The sequence below is a fragment of the Streptomyces sp. NPDC050617 genome (genome assembly GCF_040654795.1).
GTDB lineage: Bacteria > Actinomycetota > Actinomycetes > Streptomycetales > Streptomycetaceae > Streptomyces.
On record NZ_JBFAIS010000040.1, the window covers coordinates 1 to 16,663 of the forward strand.

The following is a 16,663-nucleotide window of genomic DNA, read 5'->3' on the forward strand; positions in this document are numbered from 1 at the left end:
TTTGCGGGCCCAAGATGAGGGCACCTGGGGCAACATCTCGCACGGGCCCGTAAATCATGCAGCCCCGGAGGGCCCCCACCGCCCCGCCCCCGACCCGACACCCCCGCAAACCCAGCCCGGCACCGCACCTCCGCATCGGAAGTCCGAGCAACGGCAGCACACCAACCCAACCCACTCCGGAGGAGCCCCGTGGAGACAGACCTCATCGCGCGAGCCAAGGCGTGGCTCGCCGAGGACCCCGACCGTGACACCCGCGACGAGCTGGCCAAGCTCGTCGAGGCCGAGGACCTCACCGAACTCGCCGCCCGTTTCAGCGGCACCCTCCAGTTCGGCACCGCCGGCCTCCGCGGCGAACTCGGCGCCGGCCCCATGCGCATGAACCGCTCCGTCGTCATCCGCGCCGCCGCCGGCCTCGCCGCGTACCTCAAGGACCAGGGCCAAGGCGACGGCACCGTCGTCATCGGCTACGACGCCCGCTACAAGAGCGCCGACTTCGCCCGCGACACGGCGGCCGTGATGGTCGGAGCGGGGCTCAAGGCGGCCCTGCTGCCCCACCCCCTCCCCACCCCGGTACTGGCCTTCGCCATACGGCACCTGGGAGCCGTCGCCGGCGTCGAGGTCACCGCGAGCCACAACCCGCCCCGCGACAACGGCTACAAGGTCTACCTGGGCGACGGCTCGCAGATCGTCCCGCCGGCGGACGCGGAGATCGCGGACCGGATCGCGGCCGTCGGCGCCCTGGCCGACGTCCCCCGCCCGGAGTCCGGCTGGGAGGTGCTCGGCGACGACGTCGTGGAGGCGTACCTGAGGCGTACGGACGCGGTCCTGACCCCCGGCTCCCCCCGCGGCGCGAACGTCGTCTACACGCCCATGCACGGCGTCGGACGCACCACCCTGACGGCCGCCTTCGCCCGCGCCGGCTTCCCGGCCCCCACCGTCGTCCCCGAGCAGGCGGACCCGGACCCAGACTTCCCGACCGTGGCGTTCCCCAACCCGGAGGAGCCCGGCGCGATGGACCTGGCCTTCGCCGCGGCCCGCCGAGCCGCCCCGGACCTGGTGATCGCGAACGACCCGGACGCGGACCGCTGCGCGGTGGCCGTCCCGGCGCCCTCCGCGGCGGCGGGCTGGCGGATGCTGCGCGGCGACGAGGTCGGCGCGCTGCTGGCGGAGCACCTGGTGCGCAAGGGGGCCCGCGGCACGTTCGCGACGACGATCGTCTCGTCGTCGCTGCTGTCACGGATCGCGGCGGCGGCGGACACCCCGTACGAGGAGACGCTCACGGGTTTCAAGTGGCTGGCCCGCACGCCGGGGCTGCGCTACGCCTACGAGGAGGCGCTGGGCTACTGCGTGGACCCGGAGGGCGTACGGGACAAGGACGGCATCACGGCCGCCCTGCTGATCGCGGAGCTGGCGTCCGAGCTGAAGGAGGAAGGCCGCACGCTCACCGACCTGCTGGACGAGATCGCCGTACGGTACGGCCTGCACGCCACGGACCAGCTCTCCGTACGGGTGGAGGACCTGTCGCTGATCACGGCGGCCATGCGGCGGCTGCGCGAGCAGCCGCCGGCCGCCCTGGCGGGGCTGACGGTGGCATCGGCGGAGGACCTGGCCGAGGGCACGGCGTCGCTGCCGCCGACGGACGGGCTGCGCTACCACCTGGCCGGTGACGCCGGAGTGGACGCGGCGCGCGTCGTCGTGAGGCCGAGCGGTACGGAGCCCAAGCTGAAGTGCTACCTGGAGGTCGTCGTCCCGGTCGACTCGGCGGCGGCGCTGAACCAGGCCCGTACGACGGCGGAGACGACTCTCGCGGCCATCAAGGCGGACCTCTCCGGGGCGGCCGGTATCTGAGATTCCGTACCGTCGCTCCCTAAGAAGGCCCCTGGTTCTCAAACCAGGGGCCTTCCGCCCGTACGGGTGATATCCGTACTGCACCTGTCGCACCCGGCCCGGCACCGCGCGAGGGGTGGGCGAAAGTCTGGGCAGGTGTCGTCAAGCCCACCGCCAGGAGCCGCCGCGGTGCCGCCGCCCGCCGTCGCGCCGTCCGCGGCCCCGGCGGCGGAGGCCGTCGCGCTGCGGCCCGTACGGGACGGGGCGAAGCACCGGCTGCGCCGGGCGCTGCGGCGGGCGGCGCCCGCGCTGGTCGGCTACGCGGCCGTACGGCTGCTCGGCGTCGTGGTGCTCGCCAAGTGGGCGCATCTCAAGGGCCACGGGCTCTGGCCGCAGCTCGCCAATCAGTGGGATTCGCGCTGGTACCTGGGGATCGCGAACCGGGGGTACGACGATGTCCTGACCGGTGTCCGCAACAGCTGCAATCTGGCGTTCTTCCCGCTGTACCCGTTTCTGGTCAAGGTGTTCTCGCATCCGCTGCCGCCGGGCCACCGGGCGAGCACCGGCCTGGCGCTGTCCGTGACGGCGTCGCTGCTGGCGGCGTGGGGCGTGTTCGCGGTCGGGGACCGGCTGTACGGGCGCCGGGTGGGGGTGGTCCTGGCGGTGCTGTGGGGCGTGACGCCGGTCGCGCTGGTCCAGTCGATGGGCTACACGGAGTCGCTGTTCACGGCGCTGGCCGCGTGGTCGCTGTACGCGGTGCTGACCGGCCGCTGGGTCTGGGCCGGAACGTTGTCGCTGCTCGCCGGGGTGACCCGCCCCACGGGGGTGGCACTGGCGGCGGCGGTGTCCGTGAGCGCGGTGCTGGCGCTGCGCACAGCCCGCCGCGAGGGGACTGGCGTAACCGGAGGGGGCAGAGGGCCCGGTTCCGCGGCCCGTATCGCCGCCGGCGGCGCCCTGGCCCCGCTCGGCTGGCTCGGCTACCTGGTCTGGGTCGCGGTGCGGCTCGGCCGCTGGGACGGCTACTTCGCGGTCCAGCGGACGTGGACGAACCAGCTCGACGGCGGCGTCGAGACGCTGCGCTCGCTGCGCGAGACGCTCACCTACCAGGCCCGCCCGGAACTGTTCCTGGTCGTCGTCTCGATCGTCATCATGCTGTCGGCGGCGCTGTACGCGGTGTGCGTGGCGCAGCGCCAGCCGCCGCCGTTGCTGATCTTCACGGGCGCGCTGCTGGTGATCGTGGTGTGCAGCGGCGGCGTGTACTTCCCACGCGCCCGGTTCCTGCTGCCGGCGTTCCCGCTGCTGCTGCCGTTCGCCCTGGCCATCGCCCGCGCGAGACGCCGGACGGCGCTGCTGGTGCTGGGCGGGGCGGCGCTGTTCTCGGCGTACTTCGGGGCGTACATGGCCCTGGTCTGGCCGAGCGCGCCATAAGGGCCGGTCTCAGCCGACCAGGTAGACGATCACCAGGGCCACGAACCCGACGGCGGCCGGGGCGATGACCTCGTAGGCCCACTTCACCTGCGGAGAACCCTGCGCGCTCTCGCGCCCGGCGTTGCGCTCGGACAGTTCGCGGATCTCGTCGATGGCCTGGTCGGCGGGGGCCCGCAGCGACTTGCCGCCGGCCGGGGCGTGCGGGGAGGTCTGCTGCGACGTGTCGTCGAGGGAGGCCCGTACCTGCCGCCTGGATGCCTGCTTGCGGGCGCGCAGGGAGACCGGGATCGACCACATCTGGTACTTGGCGCCGCCCGCGAAGATCTCGCTGGAGTACCCGGCGCGCACCCCTTCGACGGAGGCCCACGGCAGCGTGATCGTACGGAAGGGGTTGCGCACCCGGATCCGGTCCTGACCGGCCCACACCGCGGGCCGCACCGTGTACGCGGCCACCAGCGGCACCAGGAACACCAGCCCCGCCACGGCCAGCCACGGCGTACGCCCCGATCCGCGCACCACCGCGTCGATCCCCAGCCACGCCCCGAGCGCGAGCAGCAGCACCCCGGCGCCGATCGCGGCCGGTGAGCGGTAGCAGCGCTCGGCGTAAGCGGGTTCCCGCTGGTCGTCCGAGGGCTTGGGGGCGTGGTCCGGGCTCGTCATGCGCCCGATTCTGCCTGACGGTCCGGAAACCGGACGTTGCGGTACGGCATCGATACGGGCCACAGCACCCGCCCGGGCGACGGGCCCCGCCCGGGCGACGGGAGCGGGGCCCGTACGCGCCACGGGCCGGGCACGCCCGTCGGGTACGGGCCGGGCACGCCCGTCGGGTACGGGCCGGGCACGCCCGTCGGGTACGGGCCGGGCACGTCTATCGGGCACGGGCCGGGCACGCCCGCCGGGCGGCGCGCGTCGGTCACACGGTCGTCCCCAGGGGGTGACAGGTCGCTACGCGCGTAGATATGCTCAGCTGGTGACCATGGCACCCCCTGCGGTAGTACCCGCACACGGCAACGACGCCGCGGAGCGACTGGCCTCGGTGGCGGATGTGACCGCCAGCGACGGCGCGCTGCGCCGCTTCCTGCACGGACTGCCGGGCGTTGATGCGGTCGGGCTGGAGGCCCGCGCCGCCGCCCTCGGCACCCGCTCGATCAAGACCACGGCGAAGGCGTACGCCATCGACCTGGCGATCTCGATGATCGACCTGACCACCCTGGAGGGCGCGGACACCCCCGGCAAGGTCCGGGCGCTGTGCGCCAAGGGCGTCAACCCCGATCCCACCGACCGCGGCACCCCCAAGGTCGCCGCGATCTGCGTCTATCCCGACATGGTCGGCACGGCGAAGGCCGCGCTGGGCGACTCGGGCATCCACGTCGCCTCGGTGGCGACGGCTTTCCCCTCCGGGCGCGCCGGGATGCCGGTGAAGCTGGCCGACACCGCCGAGGCGGTGGCCGCCGGGGCCGACGAGATCGACATGGTGATCGACCGAGGCGCGTTCCTGAGCGGCCGTTATCTCTCCGTCTTCGAGGAGATCCAGCAGGTCAAGGCCGCCTGCCGGCGCGAGGACGGCACCGCCGCGCACCTGAAGGTGATCTTCGAGACGGGCGAGCTGTCGACGTACGACAACGTGCGCCGCGCCTCCTGGCTCGCGATGCTCGCGGGCGCCGACTTCATCAAGACCTCCACGGGCAAGGTCGCCGTCAACGCCACGCCGCCCGTCACCCTGTTGATGCTGGAGGCCGTGCGCGACTTCCGCGACGCGGTGGGCGTGCAGGTCGGCGTGAAGCCGGCCGGCGGCATCCGCACCACCAAGGACGCGATCAAGTACCTGGTGATGGTGAACGAGACCCTGGGCGAGGAGTGGCTGACCGGCGAGTGGTTCCGCTTCGGCGCGTCGAGCCTGCTCAACGATCTGCTGATGCAGCGTCAGAAGCTCAGCACCGGCCGCTACTCCGGCCCCGATTACGTGACGGTGGACTGAGGCACCCATGACCTTCGCATACGCACCCGCCCCCGAGTCCCGCGCCGTCGTCGACATCGCGCCCTCCTACGGGCTGTTCATCGACGGCGAGTTCGCCGAGGCCGCCGAGGGCAAGGTCTTCAAGACCGTCTCCCCCGCCTCCGAGGAGGTCCTCTCCGAGGTCGCGCAGGCCGCCGCCGAGGACGTGGACCGGGCCGTACGGGCGGCCCGCAAGGCGTTCGAGAAGTGGTCGGCGCTGCCGGGCGCCGAGCGCGCCAAGTACCTCTTCCGCATCGCCCGCATCATCCAGGAGCGCTCGCGCGAGCTGGCCGTCCTCGAAACGCTCGACAACGGCAAGCCGATCCGCGAGTCCCGCGACTCCGACCTGCCGCTGGTCGCCGCGCACTTCTTCTACTACGCGGGCTGGGCCGACAAGCTCCCCTACGCGGGCTTCGGCGCGGACCCCCGCCCGTTGGGCGTCGCCGGCCAGGTCATCCCCTGGAATTTCCCGCTGCTCATGCTGGCGTGGAAGATCGCCCCGGCGCTCGCCGCCGGCAACACGGTGGTCCTCAAGCCCGCCGAGACCACCCCGCTCTCCGCGCTCTTCTTCGCGGACATCTGCCGCCAGGCCGGGCTCCCCAAGGGCGTCGTCAACATCATCACCGGCGACGGCACGACCGGCGCCGAGCTCGTCGCGCACCCCGGCATCGACAAGGTCGCCTTCACCGGCTCCACCGAGGTCGGCAAGGCCATCGCCCGTACGGTCGCGGGCACGGACAAGAAGCTCACGCTCGAACTCGGCGGCAAGGCCGCCAACATCGTCTTCGACGACGCACCCGTCGACCAGGCCGTCGAGGGCATCGTCAACGGGATCTTCTTCAACCAGGGCCACGTCTGCTGCGCGGGCTCCCGCCTGCTCGTCCAGGAGTCCGTCGCGGACGAGATCCTGAACGCCCTCAAGCGCCGGATGCAGACCCTGCGCGTCGGCGACCCGCTCGACAAGAACACCGACATCGGCGCCATCAACTCCCCCGAGCAGCTGGCCCGTATCCGCTCCCTCGCCGACGCGGGCGAGGCGGAGGGCGCCGAGCGCTGGGCCCCCGCCTGCGAACTGCCCTCCACCGGCTACTGGTTCGCGCCGACGCTCTTCACCAACGTCACGCAGGCCCACCGCATCGCCCGCGAGGAGATCTTCGGCCCGGTGCTGTCGGTCCTGACCTTCCGTACGCCCGCCGAGGCCGTGGAGAAGGCCAACAACACGCCGTACGGGCTCTCGGCCGGCGTCTGGACGGAAAAGGGCAGCCGAATCCTGTGGATGGCCGACCGGCTCCGGGCGGGCATCGTGTGGGCCAATACGTTCAACAAGTTCGACCCGGCCTCGCCCTTCGGCGGCTACAAGGAGTCGGGCTTCGGCCGCGAGGGCGGCCGTCACGGTCTGGAGGCGTACCTCAATGTCGGCTGATCGCTTGAGCGTTCTCAAGACCTACAAGCTGTACGTGGGGGGCAAGTTCCCCCGGTCCGAGAGCGGACGGGTGTACGAGGTGACGGACTCCAAGGGCAACTGGCTCGCCAACGCCCCCCTCTCCTCCCGCAAGGACGCGCGGGACGCGGTCGTCGCGGCCCGCAAGGCGTTCGGCGGCTGGTCGGGCGCCACGGCCTACAACCGCGGCCAGGTCCTGTACCGCGTCGCCGAGATGCTGGAGGGCCGCCGCGACCAGTTCGTCGCGGAGGTCGCCGAGGCGGAGGGCCTTCCCAAGGCCAAGGCCGCGGCCCAGGTGGACGCGGCCGTCGACCGCTGGGTCTGGTACGCGGGCTGGTCCGACAAGGTCGCCCAGATCGCCGGCTCCGCCAACCCCGTCGCAGGCCCGTTCTTCAACCTCTCCACCCCCGAGCCGACGGGCGTCGTCGCCGTCCTGGCCCCCCAGGACTCCTCCTTCCTGGGCCTGGTCTCCGTCCTCGCCCCGGCGATCGTCACCGGCAACACGGCGATCGTGGTGGCGAGCGAGAAGTCCCCGCTTCCCGCACTGTCGCTGGCCGAGGTCCTGGCCACGTCCGACGTACCGGGCGGCGTCGTGAACGTCCTCTCAGGCCGTACGAGCGAAATCGCCCCCTCACTGGCCGCCCACCAGGACGTCAACGCCATCGATCTGACGGGTGCCGGTGCGGACCTGGCCAAGGAACTGGAAGTGTCCGCCGCCGACAACCTCAAGCGCGTCCTGCGCCCGCGCCCGGCCGACTGGTCGGCGGACCCGGGCACGGAGCGCCTGCTGGCCTTCCTGGAGACGAAGACGGTGTGGCACCCGATGGGCGCGTAGGGGGCCCAGTACTCCAGGTGCGGCCACCGTTCATCATCGTGAGTCGTGTGGACTGACGAAGAGACGGTGGCCGCAGGTCACCACGTGAAGCAGGGCGCCCACAAGGTTCCGAAGCAGCCCCGGCGGAAGATACGGAATACCCCTCCGTTACTGCCCGTTGCCACGGACCATGAAGGCAATCGCACTACAGCAGTACGGGGGAGCGGAAGACCTGGAGCTCAGGGAGCTGCCGCCCCCGAAGGTCGCCCCTGGCGAGGTCCTCGTCCGAGTCAAGGCGGCGGGCGTCAACCCGGGGGACTGGAAGATCGCCGCCGGTTACCTCGACAGCGTCATGGAGACGCACTTCCCCTTCATCCCGGGCTGGGAGGTCTCCGGCGTCGTCGAAGCCAGAGGCTTCGACGCCACCGAGTTCGAGGTCGGCGACGAGGTCGTGGGCTACATCTGGAAGGACTGGGCGCAGAACGGCGGTTACGCCGAACTCGTGTCCGCCCCGGTGCGTACGCTCGCTCGCAAGCCCCAGTCCCTCGACTGGTTGCAGGCCGCCGGGCTGCCACTGGCCGGGCTGACGGCCTATCAGGCCACCCAGCGGCTCGACATAGGCAGGGGCGATACTGTCCTGATCCACGCGGCGTCCGGCGGCGTCGGCTCGTTCGGCGTGCAGATCGCCGTCGCTCGTGGAGCGCGCGTCATCGGCACCGCCGGCGAGCACAATCACGACTACCTCCGCGGGCTCGGCGCCGAGCCCGTCACCTACGGCGACGGCCTGACCGGGCGGGTGCGCGAGCTGGCCCCCGACGGCGTCGACGCGGCACTCGACTTCGTCGGCGGTGACGCGGTGGCCGTCTCCCAGGACGTACTCAAGAACCCGAACCGGGTCGCCTCCATCGTCGATGCCACCATCACCGAAAAGGGCGGCCACCACGTGTGGGCCCGCCCCAACTCGGACGACCTCGTCGCACTGTGCGCCCTCGCGGACTCCGGCGAACTGTCCGTCACCGTCGCCCGCGCCTTCCCCCTGGCCGAGGCAGCAGACGCCTGGCGAACCGTCCAGGCAGGCCACACCCGCGGCAAGATCGTGCTGGACGTCGACGCGGGTGGGGACCGCTAGAGGCTCCGCTGCGCTCCGCAGCCAGCTACTGGTAGGTAGGGTGCGGTTGCCGCCCGACAAAAGCGCCTTTAGGGGCACTGAATCGGGCGGCAACCGCACTCTGTTGAACAGCGGACCCGGCGCATCGGGCATACCGGGCACACTTGCCTCCGGAGTTGCGTTTCCGCAGCCGTGGCCCCCCTTTTAGCGGGCGACAACTGCCCCCGGGCGGAAAGGGGCACCAAGGCGCAGCGCACAGCGCGCCACCACCGGCCCGGCCCGGCCCCCGCCGCCTCGCTTCGCCTGCGGCGGGCCGCAGGCCCGAAACGCACCCGCACCCGAAGAACCCGCCGCCACCACATCGCGGCAGCAGCCAGCGGCGCAGCGCAGCGGAGCCAGTCCTAACCCCGGCCACGAGCCGGGCCGCAGGCAGTGCACCGGGGTCAGCCCGCCCCCTCTCCTCCCGCTGCCGGCGCTCTGGACCCGCAGGGTCCGAGACGAAACCCGCACCCACCCACCGGCAATACCGCCCCACGCAACAGCCAACCCACCCCCTGCCAGCGTTGCCGTAGACCGACGACCCCACCGACCAGCGACCAGCGACGTGCGTACGGCCCTGATCACCTTCGATCCCGAGGACTTCACGCGCGCACTCAGGTGGCTCGACCACGGCCAGTGGGACGCGGTCATGCGGCTCAAGGCCGGTGAACCGTACGCGTTCGTCGCGTCGTCGGAAGGCACCCGAGCCGAATGGTCCGTCCGCCCCGTGCTGTTCCTGCCCATGGCTTCATGCGGCTGTCTTCATGCGGCAGGCACGGAGCGGCCCAGGACCTCTTCGATCGCGGTGCGGGGGATCACGCCCGTACGCACAACGGCGGGGGCGCCACCGGTGCCATCGGTGCCGCCGGTGCCACCGGCGGTGAAGTCGACGATGGTGGACGGCGCGTTCCCGCTCGGCCCGCCGTCGAGGTAGGTGTGGACCGTGTCTCCGAGCTGGGCACTGGCCTCCGAGAGATGCGTGGCGGGCGGGTGGCCGGTGAGGTTGGCGCTGGACTGGGCGATGGGGCCGGCGCCGCGCAGCAGGGCGAGGGCCAGGGGGTGGTCGGGCATGCGGACCATGACGGTTCCGGCGGTGTTGCCGAGGTTCCAGGCCAGGGAGGGGGTTGCGGGCAGGATGAGCGAGAGGGCCCCGGGCCAGAACGCTTCGGTCAGCCGTCGGCCGTCTGGCGGCAGGGACTCGACCAGCGCTTCGGCCGTGGCGAGGTCGGCGACCAGGACGGAGGCGGGCTTGTCCGCGCCGCGCCGCTTGGCGGCCAGAAGGGCGGCTACGGCCTGCGGGTCGAAGGCGTCCGCGCCGATGGCGTAGACGGTGTCGGTGGGGAAGACCACCAGTTTTCCGGCGCGCAGGGCGTCGGTGGCGTGGGCGATTCCGGTCTGCTGGGCGTCGGCCCGGGTCCGGCAGTCGTAAACCTGCATGGTGTTCGGCTCCTGCGGGATGAGGCGAGGGGGTTCACTCAACGGGCGGGGCGGGGCGGGGCGGGGTGGGGCGAGGCGGCAGCGTCACCGCGTCAGCCGGTAGCGGGGCACAGGGGCCGTGGGGTCCGCGCGTGGGGCAGGCGCGTGGCGTCGGCGCGTACCGTCAACGGGCCGCCACCCGGCGCGCGGCCTCCTCGAAGGCGGCGATGTCGATGACGTCGGCCTGGGTCGGCAGGACGGACTCCATCAGCGTGCGGTGAAGCTGCGGATCGGGGTCGTCGCAGGCGTCGGCGAGTACGAACAGGCGGTAGTCGCGGTCGGCGGCCTCGCGCACGGTGGACAGGACCACGCCGCTGGTGACGATGCCGGCCAGGACCAGGGTGTCGATGCCCTGTTCGCGCAGGAACGCGTCCAGCGAGGTGGTGCTGAACGCGCCGACGCGGGTCTTGGTGACCGTATGCACGCCCGTACTCCCGCGGCCCTCGCACTCTCCCCTCTCCCTGCGCCCACCACTCCCCCCGCGCCCTTCACTCCCCTCATGCCCCTCATGCCCCTCACGCCCCTCACGCAGCAAGGGATGGATGTCGTTGTCCCGGTCCGCCGCAGCCAGGCCGCCCGCCCCGGCCACCGGCGCGAACACCTTGTTGTGAGCGGGTACGGCCGCGCGGTCGTCGTCGGTGAACGCGACGCGGACGTGGATTTCGCGGATGCCGGCCGCGAGGGCGGCGCGCTGGGCCCGTTGGGCGTTCTCCAAGAGGCGGTCCGGCTCGGGAAGGGGATGCAGCAGGGAGGGCTGGAGGTCCATGAGCAGCAGCGCCGTCCGGCCGGGGGTCAGGGCGGGGATCGTGCTCGTCACGTGGGGCTCCTTCGTCGTGGGGGCGGGCCGCTCGCGGTGTCGCGGGCCACCGTGCGAGGATTTATTACAGCGCTGTAATATCCAGTACTGTAGTAAACATGACGAGCGACGAACAAGTCGGCTGGCTCAGCCCCGACGAACTGCGGGTCTTTCGCGCCTTCAACCGCGCCTGGGAGGCGGCCACGGCCCGCCTGGACGCCGATATGGAACGCGCGGCGGGCCTGCCGCGCAGCTACTTCGACATCCTGTGGCGGCTGCGCAGGGCGCCGGAACGGTCCCTTCGGATGAGCCGGCTGGCGGAGATCACCCACTCCAAGTCCAGCCGGATCACCCACGCCGTCGGCCGGCTGGAGGCGGACGGGCTGGTACGCCGCGAGGTTCCGCCGGGCGACCGTCGCGGCTGGCTGGCCGTCCTCACGGACGAAGGGCTGCGGCGGGTGGAGCAGGCGGCCCCCGTGTACGCGGCGAGCGTGCGCGAGCACGTACTCGACCCCCTGACCGGCCAGGCCCGCGACCAGCTCACGGCCATCGGCGAAACGCTCCTCGCCCGTCTCGACCCCGAGGCGCTGCCCGGCGCCGCAGACAAGGAGGAAAGACCATGACCACCCCGCTGACCCGCACGACGGCCGAAGCCGGTGAGCCCGCGCGGGGCCCGACGCCGCGGCTGTGGCAGGTGCAGGTCGTCGCCGGGCTCGGCGGCTTCCTCGCCGGGGTCAACACGTCCACCATGGACGTCGCCCTGCCCACCGTCAGCCGTCACTTCGGCGCCTCCGCCTCGGCCGCGTCCTGGACCCTGCTGTCCTACATGCTCGTGACCACCGTGCTGGTCTTCGTCTTCGGCCGGGTCGCGGACCTGGTCGGCCGCCGCCGCATGTACCTGACGGGCATCGCCCTGCTCACCGGCGGCAGCCTGCTGTGCGGTTTCGCGCCGTCCATCACCTGGCTGATCGTCTTCCGCTGCGTACAGGCCGTCGGCGCCGCCGCGTTGCTGTGCAACATCACCGCCCTGATCACCGACGCGTTCCCGGCCCGCCGGCTGCCCACGGCCCTCGGCGTCAACGTCACCGTCGCCGCCCTCGCCCAGGTCGCGGGCCCGGCGCTCGGCGGGGCGCTGGCCTCCGGGTTCGGCTGGCGCGCGGTGTTCTGGTTCAACGTGCCCATAGGCGTCATCGGCGTGCTCTGGGCCGCGCTCACCCTCCGCCGCGACCCCGTCGCCTCCGTCCGGGAGCCCTTCGACTACCTGGGCGCGGGCCTGTCCACCCTCGCCCTCGGCGGCCTCGTCCTGGCCCTGAACGAAGGCGGCGCGCTCGGCTGGACCAGCCCCGTGGTCCTCACCGGCCTCGGTCTCTTCGCCGTCTTCACCCCGCTCTTCGTGGCAGTCCAGGCGCGCCGCCGCCACCCGCTCATCGACCTGGGTCTGTTCGCCGACCGGGCCCGAGCCATGGCCTACCTCGCGCTCTTCCTCATGGCCATGGCGTACTTCGCCGTCGTCCTGCTCATGTCGCTCTACCTCCAGGCCGCCTCCGGCATGCCCGCGTACCGGGCCGGGCTGCACGTCCTGTACGTGGCCCTGGCCATGGCCGTCGTCTCCCCCGCCGCCGGACGGCTCCGCGTCCGCTTCAGCGCACGCGCCCTGTCCAGCACCGGACTGGCCCTGACCGCCGCCGGGTTGGCCGCCCTAGCCGCGCTGATCGGCCCGGCCATGAACAGCGCCGCCCTCGCCGCCTGCCTGCTGGCCGTCGGCGCCGGCGTCGGCCTGTTCATGACGCCCAACACCAGCGCCATCATGGGCTCGGTCCCCGCGCGGCGGCGCGGCATCGCCAACGGCGTACGCCAGACCACGCAGAACGCCGGCTACGCCGTCAGCACCGCCCTGGCCCTGGCCATCGCCACCAGCCAACTGCCGGGCCCCGTCAAGGAGGCCGCCTACGCGGGCACCGTCCACGGCCTCGCCCCCCACACCATGAACGCCCTCACCAGCGGCTACCGCTGGGCCCTGCTCACCCTCGCCGCCGCCTGCGCCCTGGGCCTCATAGCCTCCCTCAACCGAGGCCCCGACCGCCCCACCCCTTGACCCCCGCCGCCCACCAGGCCGCCGCCGGCGTCAACCGCACCCTTCCTGCCAGTAGCCAGTCGAGCGCGCCCACCAGCTGTGGCGGGAGCTCAACCGGCCACACCCACCGCTGGCCCCTGTACCCACCACCCGCAGAACTGGCTCCTCACCCCGGCAGCAACCCCACCACCGGTCCCGCCACCGGCAGGCCCTTCAGGTTGCCGCCGTCCGTCACCGGCTTCGTCACGAGGTCGGTGCCGATCGGCTTGAAGTCGGCGATCTGGGTGCCGACGCCGTTGTCGAGGGGGTCGGCGCCCGTGCGGGCCAAGGGGTCGAGGCGCAGGTTCTTCACGGGGCCGATGCCGCCGTCCAGGGAGGTGCCCAGGGCCCGGGTGACCGGGCCGGTCGGCACCGCCGCCGCCAGTACCGTGCCCGCGTCCGCGGTGTTCGCGGGCCGCAGGTCGGGCGGCGCGGCGTCCGGGAGGGCGGCGGCGTTCGCGGCTGTCGTGCCGGCCGCGACGCACGCCGCGCCCGCCGTCACGCCCAGCCCGGCGCGCAGCAGTACGCGTGGCAGGAGGGGCTGCGGGGAACGGGCGGGACGGGCGCGGTGACGGGCGTACGAGGCCATGAATACCTGCCGGAAAGTAGGAGCTTGTAATCAATCGCGCACCCAACGTAGTTGAGACACGCCGACCCCCGCACTTACCCGCCCCTAGGGGTCCCCCGACCGGCCCAATGCCGCACACTGGTGACCCGTGACCCCCCACCTGCCCCGCACCCGCGTCATCCTGCTGACCGGCCCCTCGGGCTCCGGCAAGTCGTCCCTGGCCGCGCGCACCGGACTGCCCGTGCTCAACCTCGACGACTTCTACAAGGAGGCCGGCGACCCGACGCTGCCCCAACTGCCGGGCGGCGCGGGGGCCGACTGGGACTCCCCGCGGTCCTGGGACTCGGCCGCGGCCGTCGCCGCCATCGCCGAGCTGTGCCGCACGTCCCGTACGTCCGTACCGCTGTACGACATCGCCACCAGCTCGCGGCGCGGCGAGGAGCAGCTCGACATAGGCCGTACGCCGCTGTTCATAGCGGAGGGCATCTTCGCCGCCGACATCATCGGGGCCTGCCGGGAACTGGGGCTGCTGGCCGACGCCATCTGCCTGCGCGGGCACCCCTCGACCACCTTCCGGCGGCGGCTGCTGCGCGATCTGCGCGAGGGCCGCAAGCCCGTCCCGTACCTGATCCGGCGCGGCCTGCGGCTGCTGCGCGCCGAGCGCTCGATCGTCGCCCGGCACACGGCGCTCGGCGCGTACGCCTGCGGGAAGGACGCGGCCATGGGACGCATCGCGTCCGCCGCGGCGGGGCGGCGCGAGAAGGCGTGCATGAAGGACGTGAAAGACATGAAAGACATGAAGGAGACGGCGTGAGCGCCCGGCAGTCCCCGGCGTGAAATCGACCCCGCCGCACCCGGCCCGAAATCGCCCCCGTCCGCGAACCGGCCGGGCCGAAGCCGCTTGAAGCCCGGCGGAAGAGGAAGACACCAAGAGAGCGGGGCCGGACAGACCCCCCGGCTGTCCGGCCCCGCTCCCGTTTCCCCCGACTACCCCCGTCGGTCCTGCCGCACGGGCCTTACGGCTGTACTGCCGTACGGGCTGTACGGGCGTCCCCCGACACCCGCGTCACCTGCCGTCCCCCGACGAGCAGGCCCCGTAGCCCCGTAACCCGTACTTCCCCCGGAGCACCCGGAGCCCCCGTACCCCCTCCGGTCCCCGCTTTCTCCTCTTTCTCTTCTTTCTCTCCTCAGGCCACCAGCTCGCCGAAGGCTTCTTCCTCGTCACGGCCGAGGCTCAGCGCCTCGTCGTCGCGCATCCGGCGCAGGGAGCGCCAGATGCTGCTCTTGACCGTGCCGACGCTGATGCCGAGTATCTCCGCGATCTCCGGGTCCGTACGGCCCTCGTAGTAGCGGAGCACGAGCATCGTGCGCTGCAGTTCGGGCAGCCGGGCCAGCGCCTGCCACAGCACGGCGCGCAGCTCGGTGCCGCGCATCGCGTCGTGGTCGCCCGGCGTCTCCGGCAGCTCCTCGGTCGGGTATTCGTTGAGCTTGCGCCGCCGCCAGGCGCTGATGTGCAGATTGGTCATCGTGCGGCGCAGATAGCCGCCGACCGCGGCCTTGTCGGTGATCCGGTCCCAGGCGCGGTACGTGGAGAACAGCGCGCTCTGGAGCAGGTCCTCCGCCTCGAAGCGGTCGCCGGTCAGGTGGTACGCGGTCGCGTACAGGGAGGCCCGGCGCTCCTGGACGTAGGCGGTGAACGCCGTTTCGGCGTCCGACTGCTCAGGCTTCCCTGCCTGATCGGCCTGAGCAGCCCGCTCGGTCCCGGTCCCCCGCGGTTCCCCCGCGGCCTCCCCGTACGCGGTCGCGTCGATGGCCACCATGTAAGGCGGCCGTCCGCGTCCGGTGCCGCGAGCGCACCCCCGTCCGCTCACGGCACCGGACTTCTCCGGGCTCCGTACGGCGTCGTGCAGGCGCGTGCGAATGACTGCGCTGGTCGTGGTGCTGTGCAGTGTGTTCATGTCGCGCCCCCCGTCGTTGGAGCCAGCTCGGTCAGTCGGTGTATCGGACGGTCGTTCTGTCCGATGGCCAAAACAATGCCGGGCCAGTTTCATCGCGCTGTCCGGCGTCTGTCACAGGCGCGTCACAAGGGCGTCCGGCAGGGGTACGCGCGGCCGGGACACCGGGAATTCACCCGACACGGGGGCGCACGGAACCGGCCCGTCCGCCGTCCGTCACCCGCGCACCACAAGGGGAGGGCCGGTATGGGAGCGCTTCTACGGTCGAACTACCGGCCACTCGTAGGCCAGAATGACCAACGTGCCCTACCTGCTGCTGATCGAGGACGACGACGCCATCCGCACGGCCCTCGAACTCTCCCTGTCACGCCAGGGTCACCGTGTGGTGACCGCGGCGACGGGAGAGGACGGTCTGAAACTGCTGCGCGAGCAGCGCCCGGACCTGATCGTGCTGGATGTGATGCTGCCCGGCATCGACGGCTTTGAGGTGTGCCGCCGCATCCGGCGCACCGATCAGCTGCCGATCATCCTGCTCACCGCGCGCAACGACGACATCGACGTCGTGGTGGGCCTGGAGTCGGGCGCGGACGACTATGTGGTGAAGCCCGTGCAGGGGCGGGTGCTGGACGCCCGGATCCGCGCGGTGCTGCGCCGCGGGGAGCGCGAGTCCAGCGACTCCGCGTCGTTCGGGACGCTGGTCATCGACCGGTCGGCCATGACCGTCACCAAGAACGGCGAGGACCTCCAGCTCACCCCGACCGAGCTGCGGCTGCTGCTGGAGCTGAGCCGCCGGCCCGGTCAGGCGCTCTCCCGCCAGCAGCTGCTGCGGCTGGTGTGGGAGCACGACTACCTCGGCGACTCGCGGCTCGTCGACGCCTGCGTGCAGCGGCTGCGCGCCAAGGTCGAGGACGTGCCGTCGTCCCCGACGCTGATCCGTACGGTCCGGGGGGTCGGCTACCGGTTGGACACACCTTCGTGACAGGGATGGCGCCCGCGGCCGACCGCGCCGGCCGCCGATGCCGCGGTGGGACGGACAGTTGAGCACGGTGACGGAGGAGCCCGGCCGGGTACGGGGCCGGGGGGCCGCCCGTAGGTTCGTACG

Annotated in this window: 15 protein-coding genes; 10 read left to right on the forward strand and 5 right to left on the reverse strand. The window is 72.4% G+C overall.

What is annotated here, in order from left to right; genetic code table 11:
• Positions 1-189 precede the first annotated feature (189 nt).
• The gene (locus AB0I49_RS34775; RefSeq protein WP_363231202.1) at positions 190-1,848 is read left to right on the forward strand and encodes a phospho-sugar mutase; all 1,659 of its coding nucleotides are present in this window, start codon (positions 190-192) and stop codon (positions 1,846-1,848) included.
• A 222-nt stretch (positions 1,849-2,070) separates the two neighbouring features.
• Entirely contained in the window at positions 2,071-3,255 is a 1,185-nt protein-coding gene (locus tag AB0I49_RS34780; RefSeq protein WP_363231249.1) for a mannosyltransferase family protein, read from the forward strand.
• Between the two features lie 9 nt (positions 3,256-3,264).
• Here AB0I49_RS34780 and AB0I49_RS34785 read toward each other — a convergent pair whose 3' ends face one another.
• Complete coding sequence (locus tag AB0I49_RS34785; protein WP_363231203.1) at positions 3,265-3,915, reverse strand: PH domain-containing protein; 651 nt, start codon at positions 3,913-3,915, stop codon at positions 3,265-3,267.
• Positions 3,916-4,231: 316 nt separating this feature from the next.
• Between AB0I49_RS34785 and deoC the strand changes: the two genes are divergently transcribed.
• The 4 genes from deoC (at position 4,232) to AB0I49_RS34805 (ending at position 8,635) form a co-directional block, all read left to right on the forward strand.
• A complete protein-coding gene (gene deoC, locus AB0I49_RS34790) occupies positions 4,232-5,233 on the forward strand; it encodes a deoxyribose-phosphate aldolase (RefSeq protein ID WP_363231250.1) in 1,002 nt (333 codons plus the stop codon).
• A gap of 7 nt (positions 5,234-5,240) precedes the next feature.
• Positions 5,241-6,674 carry an aldehyde dehydrogenase family protein gene (locus AB0I49_RS34795; protein ID WP_363231204.1) on the forward strand — a complete coding sequence of 478 codons (1,434 nt, stop codon included), beginning with the start codon at positions 5,241-5,243 and terminating at the stop codon, positions 6,672-6,674.
• Positions 6,664-7,527, forward strand: coding sequence for an aldehyde dehydrogenase family protein (locus AB0I49_RS34800; protein WP_363231205.1), 864 nt, complete (start codon positions 6,664-6,666; stop codon positions 7,525-7,527). Before AB0I49_RS34795 ends, AB0I49_RS34800 begins: the two co-directional genes overlap by 11 nt.
• A gap of 169 nt (positions 7,528-7,696) precedes the next feature.
• Positions 7,697-8,635 (forward strand): NADP-dependent oxidoreductase, encoded by a 939-nt coding sequence (locus tag AB0I49_RS34805; protein ID WP_363231206.1) that lies wholly within the window; start codon positions 7,697-7,699, stop codon positions 8,633-8,635.
• Positions 8,636-9,415: 780 nt separating this feature from the next.
• Here AB0I49_RS34805 and AB0I49_RS34810 read toward each other — a convergent pair.
• Positions 9,416-10,090: an L-threonylcarbamoyladenylate synthase gene (locus AB0I49_RS34810; protein WP_363231207.1), complete on the reverse strand. Its 675-nt coding sequence runs from the start codon at positions 10,088-10,090 to the stop codon at positions 9,416-9,418.
• Between the two features lie 163 nt (positions 10,091-10,253).
• Complete coding sequence (locus AB0I49_RS34815) at positions 10,254-10,946, reverse strand: isochorismatase family protein (RefSeq protein ID WP_363231208.1); 693 nt, start codon at positions 10,944-10,946, stop codon at positions 10,254-10,256.
• Positions 10,947-11,044: 98 nt separating this feature from the next.
• Between AB0I49_RS34815 and AB0I49_RS34820 the strand changes: the two genes are divergently transcribed.
• A complete protein-coding gene (locus AB0I49_RS34820) occupies positions 11,045-11,548 on the forward strand; it encodes a MarR family transcriptional regulator (protein ID WP_363231209.1) in 504 nt (167 codons plus the stop codon).
• A complete protein-coding gene (locus AB0I49_RS34825) occupies positions 11,545-13,020 on the forward strand; it encodes a DHA2 family efflux MFS transporter permease subunit (RefSeq protein ID WP_363231210.1) in 1,476 nt (491 codons plus the stop codon). The genes AB0I49_RS34820 and AB0I49_RS34825 overlap by 4 nt, the downstream gene beginning before the upstream one ends.
• A gap of 145 nt (positions 13,021-13,165) precedes the next feature.
• Here the strand turns inward: AB0I49_RS34825 and AB0I49_RS34830 are convergent, their stop codons facing one another.
• Positions 13,166-13,627 carry a hypothetical protein gene (locus AB0I49_RS34830; protein ID WP_363231211.1) on the reverse strand — a complete coding sequence of 154 codons (462 nt, stop codon included), beginning with the start codon at positions 13,625-13,627 and terminating at the stop codon, positions 13,166-13,168.
• A 127-nt stretch (positions 13,628-13,754) separates the two neighbouring features.
• Between AB0I49_RS34830 and AB0I49_RS34835 the strand changes: the two genes are divergently transcribed.
• The gene (locus AB0I49_RS34835) at positions 13,755-14,420 is read left to right on the forward strand and encodes an ATP-binding protein (protein WP_363231212.1); all 666 of its coding nucleotides are present in this window, start codon (positions 13,755-13,757) and stop codon (positions 14,418-14,420) included.
• A 373-nt stretch (positions 14,421-14,793) separates the two neighbouring features.
• Here the strand turns inward: AB0I49_RS34835 and AB0I49_RS34840 are convergent, their stop codons facing one another.
• Positions 14,794-15,564 carry a SigE family RNA polymerase sigma factor gene (locus tag AB0I49_RS34840; RefSeq protein ID WP_363231213.1) on the reverse strand — a complete coding sequence of 257 codons (771 nt, stop codon included), beginning with the start codon at positions 15,562-15,564 and terminating at the stop codon, positions 14,794-14,796.
• A 298-nt stretch (positions 15,565-15,862) separates the two neighbouring features.
• Here AB0I49_RS34840 and afsQ1 point away from each other — a divergent pair, with 298 nt between their 5' ends.
• Entirely contained in the window at positions 15,863-16,540 is a 678-nt protein-coding gene (afsQ1, locus tag AB0I49_RS34845; protein ID WP_363135135.1) for a two-component system response regulator AfsQ1, read from the forward strand.
• Positions 16,541-16,663: the final 123 nt, after the last annotated feature.